This window comes from Anaerotignum lactatifermentans (assembly GCF_016902535.1).
Classification (GTDB): Bacteria; Bacillota; Clostridia; order Lachnospirales; family Anaerotignaceae; genus Anaerotignum; species Anaerotignum lactatifermentans_A.
The window spans coordinates 1-17,796 of sequence record NZ_JACSNY010000012.1 but is presented as its reverse complement, the minus strand read 5'-3'; the positions used below and the strand labels follow the sequence as shown (position 1 = coordinate 17,796).

Sequence of the window (17,796 nt, the reverse complement as noted above, 5' to 3'; positions counted from 1 at the left end):
TAGAAACAGGAGGATGGAAGCATGAAACACGTTTTGACCATTGCCGGTTCGGATACCTGCGGCGGCGCAGGCATACAGGCCGACTTGAAAACATTTTCCGCACAGGGTACTTACGGCATGAGTGTCATTACAGCCGTAACGGTACAGAATACACAGGGCGTTTTTGGCTGTCAGGATATTGACCCGGAAATCATTCAGGGGCAGATCGACGCCATTTTTACGGATATTGAAGTCAGCGCCGTAAAGATCGGCATGGTATCCCAGATCGCCACCATCCATGCCATCGCTGACAAGCTGGAACAGTATCAGCCGAAGAATATTGTGCTGGACCCGGTTATGATTTCCAAAAGCGGATTTGACCTGATGCAGCCCGAGGCCAAGGAGGCGCTGATCTCCAGACTGATTCCTCTGGCCTATGTCATTACGCCGAACCTGCCGGAGGCGGAAGTCATTACCGGCATGAAAATCAACGATCTGGCTTCCATGGAGCAGGCGGCCAGAATGATTTATGAAATGGGCGCCAAAAATGTGCTCATCAAAGGCGGTCATCTGGAAAATGACGCCACGGACCTGCTTTTTGACGGGGAGAAGATCGTGACCCTCCAGTCCGACCGTATCCAGACAAAGAATACCCACGGCACAGGCTGTACTCTTTCTTCCTGCATTGCCGCTAATCTGGCAAAGGGCAAGACCGTAGAGGAAGCGGTGCGTACCGCCAAGGAATACATCACCACGGCCATTGCCCACGCTTTGGATATCGGCAAGGGCGTCGGCCCTACCAATCATTTTTATGAGCTTTATACCAAAGCGGGCATCTGGGACGAGATCAAGGATTAAACAGACGAAATCAGGAAAGCTCCGGTGTTTTCGGCAGAAACCACCGGGGCTTTTTTACGCGGAAAATTCTGGAGTGGACGGAATTAAGATTTTCGTTATTGTTTTTTGGAAAAAGGGCAGGGTATAATGAATGTATTCGACAAGATTCGTCATGGAAAGGAAGCTGACCTTGAAAAGAAAACAAACAGGAAAAAAGAAAAAACGCACCCTGAAAGGGTTATATTTTAAAACACTGCTGATTACACTGGCTATTCTGCTGGCACTGCTGGCAGGGGCTTACGCCATTTTCGCCGATATGCTCAGCGGCATCAAGCGCACAGATGTGGACGAAAGCCAGCTGGCGGTCAATGAGGATCTGGCGGGGAATGGAAAGATCACCAATATCGCCTTATACGGCGTTTCCTCCAGAGATGACAGCTATGTAGGATTGTCGGATTCCATTATGGTGGTCTCCGTCAATGGGAAAACAGGGCAGATCAAGTTGGTTTCTATTGCCAGAGATACCTATGTTTCCGTCAACGGCCATGGGAAAACAAAGCTGAACCACGCCTATTCCTACGGCGGACCGGAACTGGCCATCCGTACCCTGAATGAAAATTTCCATCTGGATATTACCGACTTTGTGGCGGTAAATTTTGATACCATGGCCGACGTCATCGACCGTATGGGCGGTGTGGACATTGAGATTACCGAAAAGGAACGCCAGCAGATCAACGCCTATCTGCTGGAAGGCGAACCGGTAACGGAAACGGGGCTGGTACATCTGAACGGGCCTCAGGCCGTAAGCTATTCCAGAATACGTAAGATCGACAGCGATGATGTGCGTACCCAGAGACAGCGGACAGTGCTCCAGTGCCTTTTTGAAAAGGCAAAGACCATTTCTCCTCTGGAGTATCCTTCTTTGATTAAGGATCTGTCGCCGATGGTGGAGACTTCCCTGACCAATCAGGAGATTCTTTCTCTGGCCAGTGTAGGGGCGAATCCCGGTCTTTCCCTGACCATGGACGCCTTCCCCAACGACTATATCGAAAGCCATGGGGAGACCATCAGCGCGGTCTGGTACTATATCTACGACATCGAACAGGCGGCGGATATGCTCCATCAGTTCATATATGAGGACGTGCCCTTCTCCGATTATGGCAAAACAGAGGAAGAACTGGCGGCAGAAAGCGGCGATACACAGACAGAATGATGAAAAACGTACAGCTTTTTTTGGAAATAAACCGCTATTTTATGGAAATTGGATAATGTGGGACACTTTGTGTCACATCTCTGTGGTGGAAGGAACCAGAAAGGAAAGAGGGACAGTGGCTCTTTTAAGTGGTTTTTTGGTGGTACATGGAAGGAAAAAATAAAAAAGCGGTTGACAAAGAAAAATAACACGGTATAATTTAGACTAATCGAAAGAGACAAAGGCAGTGAAAAGAAGAGTACGTCTTGAAAGATTTTACAGAGAACCTCCGGTAGCTGAGAAGGAGGAAATACAGCAAAGGCGGAAGATGGTCTTGGAGCCGCGCACCGAGAGGAGAATCCTTTAGGCTGCGACGGGGGCGCCCGTGACAGCGCTACGATATCGGCAGTTTTGCCCGTACCGGATAAGGTCATTATCGTGAGGTAATGATGAATTAGGGTGGTAACACGAAGCTATGCTCTCGTCCCTTTGGTAGCAATACCAATGGGAGAGAGCTTTTTTTATGGAAGTTAGAAAGAAGGAGAGAACATCATGGAAGAAAAGGAGATCATGATTCGCCTGACGGGGATCAAAAAATCCTTTCCCCAGAAGAAGGGAAGTCTGGAAGTGCTGCACGGCATTGATCTGGACATCGAAAAAGGAGAGATCTTTGGGATCATCGGTTTGAGCGGCGCCGGAAAAAGTACGCTGGTGCGCTGTATCAACCTGTTGGAACGGCCCACAGAAGGCCAGGTATATCTGGACGGTCAGGAACTGACCTGTCTGTCGGAAAAGGATCTGCGGCAGGCCCGCCGGTCCATGGGCATGATCTTCCAGCAGTTCCATCTGCTGATGCAGAGAACGGCGCTGGAAAATGTATGCTTCCCTATGGAGATTGCCGGTGTGAAAAAAGCCGATGCCAGAAAAAGAGCCAAAGAACTGCTGGAGCTGGTAGGTCTGGGAGACAGAACAGAGTCGTACCCTTCCCAGTTGTCCGGCGGCCAGAAGCAGAGAGTGGCGATCGCCAGAGCGCTGGCGACAGACCCGAAGATCCTGCTCTGCGATGAGGCCACCAGCGCACTGGACCCCAATACTACGGCAGGGGTGCTGGAGCTTTTGAAAGACATCAATAAACGCCTGGGCATCACCATTGTGGTCATTACCCATGAGATGAAGGTCATTCAGGAAATCTGTAACCGCGTTGCCATCATCAGCGAAGGCAAGATCGCCGAAATGGGCAGTGTGGAAAATATTTTCCGTAACCCCAGAACAAAGATCGGCCAGGAGCTGGTGTTCCACGAAGGGGCCAAAAGAGAGGCCTATGTGGGCGAACTGCCTTACTGCTACCGTGTGGTATTTGAGGGCGGTATTTCCAATGAGCCTGTTCTGGGCCGCATGATGATCGACTGCAACGGTGTGGTAAATATCCTTTCCGGCAATACCAGAAACATCGACCAGCAGGTGTTTGGCCAGATGATTTTGCAGTTCCCGGAGGAAAAAGAACTGCGTGAGAAAATGATTAAGTATCTCACAGACAGAGGCGTAGAAGTAGAGGAGGTAGACTATGTTTAATTCAGATATGATCTCTCTGGTGGGCGTGGCCTTCTGGGAGAGTATTTATATGACAGTGATTTCCTCATTATTTGCCTATGTGATCGGGCTGCCGCTGGGGCTGATCCTGGTAGCCACAGACAAGGACGGCATCGCGCCGGCGCCTTTGTTCAATCAGATTTTAGGCATTATCATCAATATTCTGCGTTCCATTCCCTTCCTGATCCTGCTGGTTGCCATGATGCCCTTTACACAGGCCATCGTCGGCACCGTGATCGGGGCAAAGGCCACAGTTGTGGTACTGGTGGTAGCGGCAGCGCCTTTTATCGCCAGACTGGTGGAATCCTCTCTGAAGGAAGTGGACAGAGGTGTTGTGGAAGCGGCGCAGTCCATGGGCGCTTCCCCCTTTGAAATCATGACAAAGGTACTTCTGCCGGAGGCAAAGCCCTCTTTGCTGGTAGGCAGCGCCATTGCCATGACAACGATCCTGGGCTACTCCGCAATGGCAGGCTTCTGCGGCGGCGGCGGCTTGGGCGCTGTTGCCATCAACTATGGCTATTACCGCAGTCAGCGTGATGTGATGCTGGTAATGGTTGTGCTGCTGGTAGTGATTGTGCAGGTTCTGCAGGAAGTGGGCATGCGCATCTCCAGAGGCTCTGACAAACGTCTGTAAACTCGAAAGAGATTACATAAATAAGAAAAGGAAAATCATTTAAAAATTTTAAGGAGGAATTGTATTATGAAAAAGTTTTTCGGTATTCTGCTGGCGGCAACACTGGCATTTGGCGCGGTAGGCTGCGGCAGCACAACCACAGATGAGGACACAAACGGCACAGAAACAACAGCGGAAGGCACCACCATTAAAGTAGGCGCTTCTCCTTCCCCTCACGCAGAAATCCTGTACGCTGCACAGCCTCTGCTGGCAGAACAGGGCATCACACTGGAAGTTGTGGAATTTAACGACTATGTACAGCCTAACCTGGCACTGGATACTGGCGATCTGGACGCAAACTACTTCCAGCATCAGCCTTACCTGGATCAGTTCAACGCGGACAACGGCACAGACCTGATCGCTCTGGGCGCAGTTCATTATGAACCCATGGCAATCTTCGCAGGCACATCTTCCGATCTGGCCGCTCTGCCCGACGGCGCGAAAGTAGGCGTTCCCAACGACGGCACCAACGAAGCAAGAGCACTGCTGCTACTGGAAGCAAACGGCCTGATTACACTGAAGGAAGGCACAGGCGTTTCCGCAACAAAGCTGGATATTGAAGAAAACCCTCATAACCTGGAAATCGTAGAAATGGAAGCTGCGCAGCTGCCTCTGTCTCTGGGTTCTCTGGATATCGCTGTTATCAACGGCAACTACGCAATGAGCAACGGCCTGAGCATCGCTGACGCTCTGGCAAAAGAAGAAGCTGACTCTCTGGCAGCAGAAACATACGAAAACATCGTGGCTGTAAGAAACGGCGATGAAACAAGACCGGAACTGGTAGCGCTGATGGAAGTTCTGAACTCTCAGGATATTGCTGATTTCATCAACAATACATTTGAAGGCGCTGTGGCTCCTGTATTCACAGTAGCAGAATAAGAAAACTATAATTGGGGATTGATCCCCTATGAACAAAAGCGCGGAATCCTTTGTAAAAAGGTTCCGCGCTTTTTCTGTGTAAAAACAGTATTGGTATATTCCTTAAAAGAAAGAATATGGCTGGAATCCTTGCGGTGCAGGAGATTCCGGCCATAATCATTTTTACTGGGATTGTTTTTTTATCAAACGCTGCTTTTACTTTATTTTTGTGATATGTTTAAAGTTTTCGTAGGCGGTGTCATCTTTTAGAATTTCTACCATTTCTGGTGTAATAAGCCGTTCAAAGGCCTTTAAGGAGTCGGGTTCTTTTACCTTTGACAGAATAAAGTTTTTCAGCATCAGCGTTAAGGGTTCACCGATAGCGGCTTTGTAATTAAATCCGATAAGCTGCATGGTTTTCAGTGTGTCAACACTGATGAGCTCCTTAATCTGTTCATAGGACTCCACTTGATTTTTGACATTCTGTACGGCTTCTTCGCTGATTTGTTCCGCGGCAGCGATTTGCGATTTCTTGATGATTTCTATAATACGCGATACCGTACTATGCAGGTGCTGGATATCCTCGTCACTGATGTTCACCTTTTCCAATTCTGATTTGTAAACCTGCGCAATACGAACGGCTTCTTCTCGTTCATTCAGCAGTTCGTTGATGATTTCGTCATAGGTATTACGAATTTTTTCAACATTTTTTTCTTCTTTGATTGCCCGTATTTTGCTGGAAACGGCAGTCGCTGTGCCTTTGACAGCCAGATCTGCCAGTGTGCTCCCTAAGCTTAGCAATTCAGCGGAATAGATATCGTTCATATGCGTTTTCTCCTAATCCGTGACTAAAACATATTTTGGTGGTTAATTTTTCCCTGTGGAGCCGATGCCGCCCCGATCATCGTTGCCCAGGGTTTCCGCCTCCGTGAAGGAAATGGCGGGCTGGTGCTCGAAGATACGGAACTGACAGATACGGTCGTTGACGTCGATGACCGTGTCCCGCATAGCCAGAGCCGGGAAGAACCACTGGTCGTTGTCGCCGCAGTAGCTTTCGTCCACGATGCCGCAGTGATTGGTCTGGATGACGCCGAAGTTTTTGTAGGTGGAACTGCGGGGCACAATATGAGCCTCATAGCCCTGGGGCAGCTCCATGGCCACGCCCAAAGGGATCAGGCGGAACTCTCCCGCCTTCAATTCCACGCGCTGGGCCGCCCGCAGGTCGATCCAGTCGGATTTTCCGTCGATATAGCGGAGCTTTTCGATTTTGTCGCTGAGATATTTGATTTTGATAGAAACCATGGTTTCGATTCCTTTCTTTATTATTCGGCGGGGTAGAGATACATGGTGCCTTTTTCCAGGGATTTCTGTACGTCTACGATCCGCTGGTTGAAGCTGCCCTTCCAGTGGAGCTGGGGGTCTTTCAGGTCCTCAATAAAACGCCCGTCGATCAAAACGTCGATGTATTTCATAATGGGCAGGGCGCTGACTTCCTCCCAGAGATAGCCGGTATACAGCCATGTTTTTTTGTCGGGGAAGGTTTCCCTGATTTCTTTTGCCAGCGCTGTCATATCTTTCCGATTGCCCGGATATAAGGGGTCGCCGCCGCTCAAAGTAACGCCGCTGATATAATCTTTTTGTAATTCGGCGAAAAGCTCTTCCTTGGCGGCCTCATCGAAGGGCAGGCCGCCCTCCGGGTCCCAGGTGATGGGGTTCTGGCAGTTTTTGCAGCCGTGGGCGCAGCCCGCTACCCATAATACCACCCGCAGGCCCTCGCCATTTAACATATCGTCTTTCGTAATATTATGATACCGCATGGCTTACATACTCTTCCTTTCCGCGATTTCCGCCATTTTTGCCTCGTTCAGGCGGGTATCGCCTTTGACACGGGAGTAGGACAGATAGCCGTTCATACGGTCGATCTTTGTCAGGTTCCTGCTGCCGCATTTGGGGCATACGTCCATTTCCAGTTCCTGATGGCCGCAGTCATCGCAGTAGGCCAGAGAAAGGTTGACGCCTTCATAGAAGCCCATCTTCATGGCCCGGCGCACCAGTGTGCGGATGGCGTCCAGATTGTAGTCGATGGGGTATTTTACATACTGAATCTTCCCGCCGTTTGCCAGATCCCAGAAGCGTTTTTCCAGATCCTGCTTCTGGATGGGTGTGATATCCTCTGTGACATGGCAGTGGAAGGAATTGCTTACATACGGGCGGTCAGATACATTTTCCACTACGCCGTATTTCTTGCGGAACTGGGTCACCTGCAAACCGCAGAGACTTTCGGCGGGTGTGCCGTAGATGGCGTAAAGATTGCCGTCGGCTTTTTTGAATTCCGCGATCTTATCGTTGATATGCTGCAAGGTGTCGATGGCGAACTGGCCGTCCTCTACCAGAGATTTGCCGTTGTGCAGCTCCTGCAGTTCGTTGAGGGCCGTGATGCCGAAGGAGGCCGTGGCGGATTTCAGCAGAGGCTTGATCTTGTCATGGATGCCCAGATGGCCGCCGTAGAAGCCGCCCTCGCAGTAAGCCAGCGGGTTAGTGGAGGCCCGCATCTCGCCCAGGTAGGCATAGGTACGGATATGCAGCTGACGGATCAGCTCCAGATAGTAGTCCAAAACTTCATAAAAAGGCTTGCTTTCCTGCTTTGCCTTGGCGTAAATCATGGGCAGGTGCAGGCTCACCGCGCCGATATTGAAACGGCCCACATAAACAGGCTTGTCCTGTTCGTCGGCAGGCTCCATGCCGCCCCGCTCAAACCAGGGGGACAGGAAGGCCCGGCAGCCCATGGGGCTGATGATGGCGCCATATTTTTTATACATCTCCGCCACATAGCCCTCGCCGGTCAGAGACAGCCAGTCGGGATACATGGTCTTGGAGGAGCAGAGGATACCGGCCTCAAAGACATCTTCCAGTTCCTTGCCCTTTCCATGGAGGTTTTCGTCATATAAAAATACCAGTTTCGGGAACAAAACGGGTTTTTTGCAGTTTTTCTTGCCCTGGCCCTTCCGGCGCACATTCAGCATGGTAATGGAGGCCAGTTTGGCGAATTTGCCGGTGCCGGTGCCGAAGGTCATGGTGATGAAGGGATAGTCCCCGCGGCTGGAAGCAACGGTATTGAATTTATATTCCCAGCCCTGGAAGCCCTGCTCGAAATCGTTGAGGATATCGGCCATGGCTTCTTTGTCCGCCGCCTTGGGGGTCAGACCCATGTCGATATAGCGGCGGTAGAATTTTTCGTAGCTGCGTTCGGCGAAGGGCTCCAGCAGAATGTCCACGGAGGGCACGGTGAAGCCGCCGTACTGCTGGCTGGCGGCGGAAAGGACGATGTCGCCGATAACGTCAAAGGCCACCTCCAGTGTTTTTGGCTCGTTGTACCACAGGTTGCCCATTTCAAAGCCGCCGGTCAATACCTCTTTTACGTCGAAAAGGCAGCAGTTCATGGTATCCCGGCGGGCGGACATATCATGGATATAGATATAGCCGTCCCGGCAGGCCTGCAGCTCTTCCGTGGTCATGAAAAATTTCTGGTACAGCTCCTTGTTCAGCTGGTTGAATACCAGGGAACGCTTGGTGGAGACAAGGGCACTGTCGGTATTGCTGTTTTCCTTGTCGCCGATGTACATGATGGACTGGCTTTTTTTGTAGACCTCGTCCAGCATTTTTACAAAGTCCTGTTTATAGTTGCGGTAGTCCCGATAGCTCTTGGCTACCTCCGGCTTTACCTGTTCCAGGGCGCTTTCGACGATATTGTGCATCTCCGCGATGGGGATGCCTTCTTTCTGGAGGGACTGGGCTTTTTCCTCTACATACTGGCAGAGGAAGGCCAGTTCCTCATCAGTGAATTTCACCAGAGCGCGATAAGCGGATTTGTTTACCGCCACAACGACTTTCTGTATATTCCACGGTTCGTGGGTCTGATCTTTTTTGATAACATACATATGGGGTTCCTCCTTGCTCCTTGGGGGAGTGATTTCGATTTCATTGAAATACCATTCCTAAAATACCATATCTAGTTTCATATTTCAATAAAAATCGAAGGATGACACAATATCTTGTAAAAACCGCAGAGAAGATTCGCGATTCATGAATAGAATTTCAGCGTTATTTTTGCAGGGTCTGGCGGACGGCTTTTTTCCATCCATCCAGCTTGCCGCCGGCCTCTTCCTTGGACATTTTGGGGGAATAGGCCTTGGAAACGCCCCAGTTGCGGCGGATTTCCGAGCGGTCCTTCCAATAGCCTACGGCCAGTCCCGCCAGATAAGCGGCGCCTAAGGCAGTGGTTTCCAAAGTTTTTGGCCGCAGTACCGGTACGCCGGTAATGTCCGCCTGGAACTGCAGCAGGAAATTATTGGCCGCCGCGCCGCCGTCCACCCGCAGTTCCGCCAGGGGGATGCCTGCATCCTCCTCCATAGCGTGGAGCACGTCATAGGTCTGGTAGGCCATGGATTCCAGTGCGGCCCGGACGATATGGCAGCGGTTGGCGCCGCGGGTCAGGCCCGTAAGGGTACCTCTGGCATAGGGGTCCCAGTAGGGCGCGCCCAGACCCACAAAGGCAGGCACCAGATAGACGCCGCAGGTATCGGAAACGGAGAGCGCCAGCTCCTCTGATTCCGGCGTGGAGGAAATGAGGCCCAGCTCATCCCGCAGCCACTGCATGGCGGCGCCCGCCACAAAGACGGAGCCTTCCAGAGCGTAGGAGACCTTGCCGTCCAGTCCCCAGGCGATGGTGGTCAGCAGTCCTTTTTGGGAGGTGACGGGAGTTTCTCCTGTATTCATCAATAAAAAGCAGCCGGTGCCGTAGGTGTTTTTGGCGGAGCCGGGGGTAAAGCAGGCCTGTCCGAACAAAGCCGCCTGCTGGTCTCCCGCCGCGCCGGCAATAGGGATAGGCGCGCCGAAATGGAAGGGCAGGGTATGGCCGAAAACGCCGCTGGAGGGCATGACCTTGGGCAGGATGGAAGCGGGGATGTCCAGCAGTTCCAGAATCTCCTTGTCCCATTCCAGGGTATGGATATTAAAGAGCATGGTCCGGGAGGCGTTGGAGTAGTCCGTGGCATGGACCTGCCCGCCGGTAAGGTTCCAGATGAGCCAGGTATCCACAGTGCCAAAGAGCAGATTGCCTTCCTTCGCCATGGCTCTGGCCCCCTCCACATGATCCAGAATCCAGCGGATCTTGGTGGAGGAGAAATAGGCGTCCAGAAGAAGTCCGGTCTTTTCTCGGAGCAGTTCCCTGTATTCCGCCAGCTGTTCACAGTCCTCCGCCGTCCGGCGGCACTGCCAGACGATGGCGTTATAAATGGGTTTTCCGGTGCGCTTGTCCCAGAGGATGGTGGTTTCCCGCTGGTTGGTGATGCCGATGGCGTCAATATCCGCCGCCGTCAGTCCCTTTTGCTGGAGGGCTTTCTGGGCCACTTCCAGCTGGGTCTGCCAGATTTCCATGGGGTCATGCTCTACCCAGCCGGGCTGGGGATAAATCTGGCGGTATTCCTTCTGGGCCACGCTGACGATGGCTCCGTTTTTATCAAAGAGGATACAGCGGGAGCTGGTGGTTCCCTGATCCAAAGACATGATATAATGCATAAATATCCTCCTTTCGGCAAAAAAGCCCCGAAGGGCTTTTGATTACATATAAGGGTTGGAGCGGCGCTCGATTTCCAGTGTGGTAGCGGGGCCGTGGCCGGGATATACGTCATAATCCCCGGGCAGGTTCCGCAGACGCTTCAAAGAAGCCAGAATCTCGCTCCAGCTGCCGGTGGGCAGGTCGGTGCGGCCGCAGGAGCCCTGGAAAAGGGTATCCCCGGAGAAAATACTGCCGCCTATGAGGAAGCAGACACTGCCTGCCGTATGGCCCGGTGTTTCCAGTACGGAAAAGGTCAGATCACCTACGTTTATGGTATCGCCTTCTTTTACCCAGATATCGGCGGTAATGGTCAGCGGGCCGCCCATGTAAACGGAGCAGTTGGCCATGGGATCCGCCAGCAGCGGCGCCTCCTTCTGGGGCGCGCAGACCAGACAGCCGTATTTCTCCCGTACCGCCTCCACGGCGCCGATATGGTCGTAATGGCCGTGGGTCAGCAGGATATGGGTAGGTTTCAGATGGTTTTCCTCGATATAACGGAACAGGGGCTGGGGATTGCCGTCGCAGTCGATGATGGCACAGGTGCCCTTGTCGTCGGAAATCACATAGCAGTTGGTGCCGATGGCGCCGATTTCCAGTGTTTTTATATTCATGGTACATTCCTCCTTATGTTTTTACTCATATGCTATCAGTATACCAGAAAAAGGGGGCTGCCGCCTAGTCTTGGGGGAAGAAAAGTTTTCCCGGACGGCTATGGACAGACGGGGCGGGAGCGTGTAAGATGGTAGCAGACAACAGGAAGGAGCGGAAAAAATGGATCAGAACAGAAAACAGGCTTTGGCGGCGGGATGCCTGCGTATCCGGCGGGAAATAGCCGCCTGGCTTTTGATGATGCTTTGGGTGATATTCAGCGGCAGTATCGCGGAGGAACTGCTGGGCGAGGCTCTGCCGGGCTGGGTCATGATCGGCGGGATGATATTATGCGGTGTGCTGGCGGTGGCGGCCCATCTGGACAATCCTCTGCGCCATGGCTACAAGCTGCGGCGTCCCAGACGGTATCTTCTGGGGGCGGTGGTGATCCTCCTTTTGGTGGTCGTGCTGTTTGTTCTGCGTGGGCAGGACTTTGCCGCGCTGCGGTCGGCGGCTATCCCCTTGATTTTTGTATGGAACCCCATCTGCGTCTGGCTGGAATGGAAGGAAGAATTGAAACAGGCATGAAAAAAGAGGGCCTGAAAGCAGTTTCCCTTTAAGAAAGCATGGATATGCCGGTTCCCTGATTTTGGAAAGACAACTGCGGCGGCTGCCCTCATCAGAAAGTACTCCCCGCCAAAATAGAATCGCTGGAACCCTTTGTGCCGCAAAGGATTCCAGCGATTTTTACGTTGTGATAAAGACGCCTGAAAAAGACGCTATTTTTTATTTATTTTTCAGGTATTCGTCGATGGCCGCAGCGGCTTTTTTGCCGGCGCCCATAGCCAGAATTACGGTAGCCGCGCCTGTTACGGCATCACCGCCGGCGTAAACGCCTTCTCTGGTGGTCTGGTTGGTCTCTTCATTGACTACCAGACAGCCCTTCCGGTTGGCCTCCAGTCCCTGGGTGGTGCTGCGGATCAGGGGGTTGGGGGAGGTACCGATAGACATAACGACGGTGTCTACGTCGATGACATAGTTGGAGCCTTCGATGGGCACAGGGCTTCTTCTGCCGCTGGCGTCAGGCTCGCCCAGTTCCATTTTCAGACATTCGATGCCGCATACCTGACCTTTGCCGTCGTCCAGAATTTTTACAGGGTTGCGCAGCAGATGGAATTCGATGCCTTCTTCTTTGGCGTGATGTACTTCCTCCAGACGGGCGGGCATTTCCTTTTCGGAACGGCGGTATACGATATATACCTTTTCCGCGCCCATTCTTTTAGCGCATCTTGCCGCGTCCATGGCTACGTTGCCGCCGCCGACTACGGCTACGGCTTTGCTCTTGCGCAGAGGGGTGTCGTAATCGGGCAGATATGCCTTCATCAGGTTGATACGGGTCAGGTACTCGTTGGCGGAATATACGCCTACCAGAGCCTCGCCGGGGATATTCATGAAGGAAGGAAGGCCTGCGCCGGTGCCGATGAACACAGCGTCAAAGCCCATATCCTCAATGATTTCGTCAATGGACAATACCTTGCCGATGACCATATTTGTCATGACCTCTACGCCCATGGCAGCAAGCTTGTCGATTTCCTTCTGTACGATGGCCTTGGGCAGACGGAATTCGGGAATACCGTAAACCAGTACGCCGCCGGCAGTGTGGAAGGCTTCAAATACCGTTACGGCATAGCCTGCCTTTGCCAGATCGCTGGCGCAGGTCAGGGAAGAGGGACCGGAACCGATGACAGCTACTTTTTTGCCGTTCTGCACGGGTTTTTCCGGCATCTCATCGCAGTTGGCCATGTACCAGTCCGCCACGAAACGTTCCAGACGGCCGATGGCAACGGGTTCACCCTTGATGCCTCTGACGCATTTGGACTCGCACTGACTCTCCTGCGGACAAACACGGCCGCAGACAGCGGGCAGGGCGTTGGTGGAGGTCAGGATCTTATAGGCCGCCATAAAATCGCCTTTGGCTATTTCCGCGATAAATTCGGGGATGCGCACGTTGACGGGACAGCCGCTGACACAGGGTTTGTGTTTGCAGTTCAGACAGCGTGTAGCCTCTTCCATTGCCATTTCCTTTGTGTAGCCCAGGGCTACTTCCTCAAAGTTTTTATTTCTTACATCAGGCGCCTGTTCCGGCATCCTGATTTTTTCCAGACTCATATTTGCCATGTTACCCAGTCCTCCTTAGTGAATCAATTCCTTTGCCAGCTTATCCATACGGCAGATGTGGGTCTTTGCCATTTCTGCCTCCTGTTCCTTATAAATGGAATTGCGGTTCATCAGTTCGTCAAAGTCTACCTCGTGGCCGTCAAAATCGGGGCCGTCTACGCAGGCGAATTTGATCTTGCCGCCTACGGTGACACGGCAGCCGCCGCACATGCCGGTGCCGTCGATCATAATGGGGTTCAGGCTGACGATGGTTTTGATGCCGAAGGGCTTTGTGGTCAGGCTGACGAACTTCATCATAGGGATGGGGCCGATGGCGATTACGGCGTCATACTGGTTCCCGCCTTCGATGAGGGCTTTCAGCTTATCGGTAACGAAGCCTTTTTCGCCTTTGGTGCCGTCGTCGGTCATCAGATAGTAATTGTCGGCTACGGCCTTCATTTCCTCTTCCAGGATCACGATGTCCTTATTTCTGAAGCCGGCAATAACGTCTACGGCAACGCCCAGCTCGTGGAGGGCCTTTGCCTGAGGATAGGCGATGGCACAGCCTACGCCGCCGCCGACAACAGCAACTTTTTTGTAGCCTTCGTATTCTGTGGCGATGCCCAGAGGGCCTACAAAGTCACGGATGGTATCGCCCACCTCTTTGGAGGCCAGCAGGTTGGTGGAAAGACCAACTTTCTGGAAGATGATAGTTACGGTTCCCTTTTCTCTGTCGTAATCGGCAATCGTCAGGGGGACGCGCTCGCTGTAATCATCCACGCGGAAAATGATGAACTGTCCGGCTTTTGCCTTCTTTGCCACAAAGGGGGCTTCGATTTCCAGCAGTGTGACCGAGCTGTTCAGTTCTTTTTTATTGACGATTCGGAACATGGTGCTCAACTTCCTTTCTATCTTTGTTTTTTCGATTGGTTTTTTATTTTAGAATTGCTTTTTTGATAAAATTATCATAACATAAATCTAAACGGCGGGATATGGCTAAAACGCTGTTTTTCTTTTCGTACATGGACAAATGTTTATGGGATTTGAATAAAACATGGGACGTTTTTTGTCCCAGGAGAATGCGGAGGCGAGGACATGGAAAAGAAATATACGCTGGAGGATCTGCAGGCGGTCATTGCCAGACTGCGCGGGGAAAACGGCTGTCCCTGGGATCGTGTGCAGACCCACGAGAGTCTGCGGGCGGATATGCTGGAGGAGGCATACGAGGCCGTGGACGCCATCGACAAAAACGATATGGAAAATCTGAAGGAAGAGCTGGGCGACGTACTGATGCAGGTGGTGTTCCACACAGCCATTGAGGAGGAACGGGGCGGTTTTTCCATGGAGGACGTCATCCGGGGGATCTGTGAGAAAATGGTATACCGTCATCCCCATGTGTTTGGGGAGCTGTCTGTGGATACGGCGGAGCAGGTGCTGGTCAACTGGGAGAAACTGAAAAAGAAGGAAAAGCATATGGATTCTCAGACCGCTGTCCTCAAAAGTGTGCCGGAAGCCCTGCCGGCTCTGACCAGAGCCAGAAAGGTCCAGAAAAAAGCGGCGGACGTGGGCTTTGATTTTTATGAAAGCGGCGGCGCTCTGGAAAAGGTGAAAGAGGAGATCGGGGAGCTGGAAACAGCTCTGACACAGGAAAACGGCAATATAGAGGAAGAATTCGGTGATATTTTGTTCGCATTGGTGAACGTAGCCAGGTTTTTGCAAATAAATCCTGAGTTTGCCTTGACAAAAGCCACTAAAAAGTTTATAAATAGATTTGAGTATATTGAGAATTCAGCCCTTTCGGAGGGAAAGCAGCTTTCCAACATGACTCTGGAGGAAATGGATTTGCTCTGGGACAAGGCCAAAAAAGAATTGTCCGAGAAAGTTTAATTGATTTATATTGAGGAGGACTAACACAATGAACAAATCTGATTTAGTTGCAGCAATCGCTGAAAAGGCGGAAATGAGCAAAAAAGACGCTGAAAAGGCGCTGAAAGCATTTGAAGATGTTGTTACAGCAGAACTGGCAGCTAACGGCAAAGTACAGCTGGTAGGCTTCGGCACATTCGATGTTGCGGAAAGAGCAGCACGCGAAGGCAGAAACCCTCAGACAGGCGAAGCAATGCCCATTCCCGCTTCCAAAGCACCCAGATTCAAAGCAGGCAAGGCTTTGAAAGACGCCATCAACAAATAATCTGATTCAAATGTGATAAAACGCTTTCTCTGTCCGCGGGGAAAGCGTTTTTTGATTCCGGTGAGGAAGGAGGAAATGATATGCGCATCGACAAATTTTTAAAGGTTTCCCGTATCATCAAGCGCAGAACCATAGCCAATGAGGCCTGCGACGCGGGCAGGGTATCCCTCAACGGCAAGGTTGTCAAGGCCGGCGCCGACGTAAAGATCGGGGATATCATCGAGATCCAGTTCGGCAGCAACGTAACAAAGGTGGAAGTGCTGTCTTTGCAGGAATCCACCAAAAAAGAGGACGCGGCGGGGATGTACCGGGCCGTGGAATAAGCATAAACAGGCAAAGCCTCCCATATACTGTATCGAGTACATCGGCAGACAGGGGAGGTTTTTTTGTTTGGGTGAGGAAAAAAGAGGACTGCGCCACAGCGTTGTGGTGGAGGAGCGGGAACGGCTGCGGGTAGGCGGCGTACTGGATGTGCCCCATTTTGATGAGGAAAGCATTGTGCTGGAAACAGAGTGCGGCAGGCTGACCATCCACGGCGAAGGTCTGCGCATTGGGAAGCTGAATCTGGAAGAGGGAGAGTTCGCGGCGGAGGGCCAGATCGACGCCGTTACCTATGCCGAAGGCGGGGCAGAGGGAAGAGGCTCTTTCCTCAGCAGATTGCTGCGCTGAAATGATATTATCCATATCGGGCCAGGCACAGCTGTTTTTACTGAGTATCGCTCTGGGCGGGGCCATGGGATGGATCTACGACGGACTGCGCCTGTTCCGGCGGATGATGCCCCACGGCAGAGTACTGGTCCAGACGGAGGATGCCCTGTACTGGCTGTTTCTGGCGCCGGCGGTGTTCTGGGTATTATTAAAGGAAAACAGCGGAGAGCTGCGTTTTTTTATTTTTCTGGGGCTGGGCGGCGGCCTGCTGCTGTATTTTCTGGTGCTCAGCCCGCCGGTACTGAAGGTGGGCGAAGGGGTACTGCGGCTGGCGGCAAGAGTGATCCGGCTGTTGTTTGACATTATCATGACGCCCTTTCGTCTCCTGTTTTATGTCATAGGCCGTCCTGCTGGAAAAATCGGCGGATTTTGCGGCAGAAAAGGAAAAAAGTGCTTGCAATTATGTAAAGGATATGTAAAAATAAAACTAAGAAATCTCCGCAGGGAACTGGCTATTTTGCGCAAAAAACCCTGACGGGGGAAACTGCCTTTTTTCGAAAAGGACAAAAAACGGAAAGGCACTTGTTACCCATGGAAAGAAAAGGTAAGACAAGAAGAATGGACCGCCTGTTTATCCGTGCTTTTCTTGTGGTCTTTGTAGGGGCCGTCGGCGTGGGGATGTACTGGCAGATGCAGGAGTACCGCGCGCTGCAGAGGGAAGCGGCAGAACTGGAGCAGCAGATCGCTCAGGAACAGGAAAGAGCGCTGGATTTTGAGGCACAGAAAGAGTACTACAACAGCGACAGCTATATTGAACAGATCGCCAGAGAAAAGCTGGGTCTGGTCAAGAGCAACGAGATCCTCTATATCAACAGAGGCGAGTAAAACGCCTTTTGGAAGGATTGCGGCCAAAAGGCGTTTTGCGTTTTAAAAATCAGCGTAATTTGTAAAAAAAGGTATTGACAATTCCGGAGAATGGGGATATAATCAAATGGTCGACTTGAGGCGGAGTAGCTCAGTTGGCTAGAGCATGCGGTTCATACCCGCAGTGTCGGGGGTTCAAATCCCTCCTCCGCTACTTTCTTATTTGGCCCGTTGGTCAAGCGGTCAAGACGCGACCCTCTCACGGTCGAATCAAGGGTTCGACTCCCTTACGGGTCATGTACCACAAAAAACTGAATTTGCAAAAAATATGGAAGTTTAGCTCAGCTGGGAGAGCATCTGCCTTACAAGCAGAGGGTCACAGGTTCGAGCCCTGTAACTTCCATTTTTTTGTTGTAAAAAAGGCTCAACCGGGAAGAGTTTCGCCGAACGGCTACAGGACACAGGTTCGAGCCCTGTAACTTCCATTTTTTTGTTTTTGAATTTATAATCTAAGTGCAACAAGTAAAAATGACTCACAGTTTCTGGTAAAATGGTGTTTGCAAAGACATCCATTAAACTAGGAGGAACTATGAGCCACTATA

The 17,796-nt window shown here is 51.7% G+C and carries 20 protein-coding genes, 3 tRNA genes and 1 other annotated feature; of the genes, 15 read left to right on the top strand and 8 right to left on the bottom strand.

What is annotated here, in order from left to right:
• Positions 1 to 21: 21 nt before the first annotated feature.
• The 5 genes from thiD (at position 22) to H9X84_RS09535 (ending at position 5,150) form a co-directional block, all read left to right on the top strand.
• Complete coding sequence (gene thiD, locus H9X84_RS09555; RefSeq protein ID WP_205134129.1) at positions 22 to 837, top strand: bifunctional hydroxymethylpyrimidine kinase/phosphomethylpyrimidine kinase; 816 nt, start codon at positions 22 to 24, stop codon at positions 835 to 837.
• A gap of 169 nt (positions 838 to 1,006) precedes the next feature.
• A complete protein-coding gene (locus tag H9X84_RS09550) occupies positions 1,007 to 2,029 on the top strand; it encodes an LCP family protein (RefSeq protein ID WP_205134128.1) in 1,023 nt (340 codons plus the stop codon).
• 217 nt (positions 2,030 to 2,246) lie between these two features.
• Positions 2,247 to 2,500 (top strand) — a binding site (T-box leader).
• 60 nt (positions 2,501 to 2,560) lie between these two features.
• On the top strand, positions 2,561 to 3,580 hold the full coding sequence (locus tag H9X84_RS09545) for a methionine ABC transporter ATP-binding protein (RefSeq protein WP_205134127.1): 1,020 nt from the start codon (positions 2,561 to 2,563) through the stop codon (positions 3,578 to 3,580).
• A complete protein-coding gene (locus H9X84_RS09540; RefSeq protein WP_205134126.1) occupies positions 3,573 to 4,232 on the top strand; it encodes a methionine ABC transporter permease in 660 nt (219 codons plus the stop codon). Before H9X84_RS09545 ends, H9X84_RS09540 begins: the two co-directional genes overlap by 8 nt.
• A 66-nt stretch (positions 4,233 to 4,298) precedes the next feature.
• Positions 4,299 to 5,150, top strand: a complete 852-nt coding sequence (locus tag H9X84_RS09535; RefSeq protein WP_205134125.1) for a MetQ/NlpA family ABC transporter substrate-binding protein — start codon at positions 4,299 to 4,301, stop codon at positions 5,148 to 5,150.
• 195 nt (positions 5,151 to 5,345) lie between these two features.
• Here H9X84_RS09535 and H9X84_RS09530 read toward each other — a convergent pair whose 3' ends face one another.
• From H9X84_RS09530 to H9X84_RS09505, 6 genes are all read right to left on the bottom strand, one after another.
• Positions 5,346 to 5,954 (bottom strand): hypothetical protein, encoded by a 609-nt coding sequence (locus H9X84_RS09530; RefSeq protein ID WP_205134124.1) that lies wholly within the window; start codon positions 5,952 to 5,954, stop codon positions 5,346 to 5,348.
• 42 nt (positions 5,955 to 5,996) lie between these two features.
• Positions 5,997 to 6,431, bottom strand: a complete 435-nt coding sequence (locus H9X84_RS09525; RefSeq protein WP_205134123.1) for a dUTP diphosphatase — start codon at positions 6,429 to 6,431, stop codon at positions 5,997 to 5,999.
• A 20-nt stretch (positions 6,432 to 6,451) separates the two neighbouring features.
• Positions 6,452 to 6,946, bottom strand: a complete 495-nt coding sequence (nrdG, locus tag H9X84_RS09520) for an anaerobic ribonucleoside-triphosphate reductase activating protein (protein WP_205134122.1) — start codon at positions 6,944 to 6,946, stop codon at positions 6,452 to 6,454.
• Between the two features lie 3 nt (positions 6,947 to 6,949).
• Entirely contained in the window at positions 6,950 to 9,067 is a 2,118-nt protein-coding gene (gene nrdD, locus H9X84_RS09515; RefSeq protein WP_205134121.1) for an anaerobic ribonucleoside-triphosphate reductase, read from the bottom strand.
• A 163-nt stretch (positions 9,068 to 9,230) separates the two neighbouring features.
• Complete coding sequence (glpK, locus tag H9X84_RS09510; RefSeq protein WP_205134120.1) at positions 9,231 to 10,706, bottom strand: glycerol kinase GlpK; 1,476 nt, start codon at positions 10,704 to 10,706, stop codon at positions 9,231 to 9,233.
• Between the two features lie 42 nt (positions 10,707 to 10,748).
• Positions 10,749 to 11,357, bottom strand: coding sequence for an MBL fold metallo-hydrolase (locus tag H9X84_RS09505; RefSeq protein ID WP_205134119.1), 609 nt, complete (start codon positions 11,355 to 11,357; stop codon positions 10,749 to 10,751).
• A gap of 160 nt (positions 11,358 to 11,517) precedes the next feature.
• Here H9X84_RS09505 and H9X84_RS09500 point away from each other — a divergent pair, with 160 nt between their 5' ends.
• Positions 11,518 to 11,922 carry a hypothetical protein gene (locus H9X84_RS09500; RefSeq protein WP_205134118.1) on the top strand — a complete coding sequence of 135 codons (405 nt, stop codon included), beginning with the start codon at positions 11,518 to 11,520 and terminating at the stop codon, positions 11,920 to 11,922.
• A 198-nt stretch (positions 11,923 to 12,120) separates the two neighbouring features.
• Here H9X84_RS09500 and gltA read toward each other — a convergent pair whose 3' ends face one another.
• Together gltA and H9X84_RS09490 are read right to left on the bottom strand one after the other, a co-directional pair.
• The gene (gene gltA / locus H9X84_RS09495) at positions 12,121 to 13,512 is read right to left on the bottom strand and encodes an NADPH-dependent glutamate synthase (RefSeq protein ID WP_205134117.1); all 1,392 of its coding nucleotides are present in this window, start codon (positions 13,510 to 13,512) and stop codon (positions 12,121 to 12,123) included.
• 15 nt (positions 13,513 to 13,527) lie between these two features.
• Complete coding sequence (locus H9X84_RS09490; protein WP_205134116.1) at positions 13,528 to 14,382, bottom strand: sulfide/dihydroorotate dehydrogenase-like FAD/NAD-binding protein; 855 nt, start codon at positions 14,380 to 14,382, stop codon at positions 13,528 to 13,530.
• Between the two features lie 204 nt (positions 14,383 to 14,586).
• On the opposite strand from H9X84_RS09490, the gene mazG reads away from it, so the two are divergent.
• The 9 genes from mazG to H9X84_RS09445 all read left to right on the top strand — a co-directional run bounded on the left by mazG (position 14,587) and on the right by H9X84_RS09445 (position 17,597).
• Positions 14,587 to 15,378, top strand: a complete 792-nt coding sequence (gene mazG / locus H9X84_RS09485; protein WP_205134115.1) for a nucleoside triphosphate pyrophosphohydrolase — start codon at positions 14,587 to 14,589, stop codon at positions 15,376 to 15,378.
• 28 nt (positions 15,379 to 15,406) lie between these two features.
• On the top strand, positions 15,407 to 15,682 hold the full coding sequence (locus H9X84_RS09480; protein WP_205134114.1) for an HU family DNA-binding protein: 276 nt from the start codon (positions 15,407 to 15,409) through the stop codon (positions 15,680 to 15,682).
• Between the two features lie 80 nt (positions 15,683 to 15,762).
• Positions 15,763 to 16,005, top strand: a complete 243-nt coding sequence (locus H9X84_RS09475) for an RNA-binding S4 domain-containing protein (RefSeq protein WP_205134113.1) — start codon at positions 15,763 to 15,765, stop codon at positions 16,003 to 16,005.
• Between the two features lie 67 nt (positions 16,006 to 16,072).
• The gene (gene yabP, locus H9X84_RS09470) at positions 16,073 to 16,351 is read left to right on the top strand and encodes a sporulation protein YabP (protein ID WP_205134112.1); all 279 of its coding nucleotides are present in this window, start codon (positions 16,073 to 16,075) and stop codon (positions 16,349 to 16,351) included.
• Position 16,352: 1 nt separating this feature from the next.
• On the top strand, positions 16,353 to 16,865 hold the full coding sequence (gene yabQ / locus H9X84_RS09465) for a spore cortex biosynthesis protein YabQ (protein ID WP_205134111.1): 513 nt from the start codon (positions 16,353 to 16,355) through the stop codon (positions 16,863 to 16,865).
• Between the two features lie 56 nt (positions 16,866 to 16,921).
• Entirely contained in the window at positions 16,922 to 17,215 is a 294-nt protein-coding gene (locus H9X84_RS09460; protein WP_205134110.1) for an FtsB family cell division protein, read from the top strand.
• A 119-nt stretch (positions 17,216 to 17,334) separates the two neighbouring features.
• Positions 17,335 to 17,408: transfer RNA gene (locus tag H9X84_RS09455), tRNA-Met, on the top strand.
• A gap of 11 nt (positions 17,409 to 17,419) precedes the next feature.
• Positions 17,420 to 17,491 (top strand) — tRNA-Glu (locus H9X84_RS09450).
• A gap of 33 nt (positions 17,492 to 17,524) precedes the next feature.
• A tRNA-Val gene (locus H9X84_RS09445) sits at positions 17,525 to 17,597 on the top strand.
• Positions 17,598 to 17,796 lie beyond the last annotated feature (199 nt).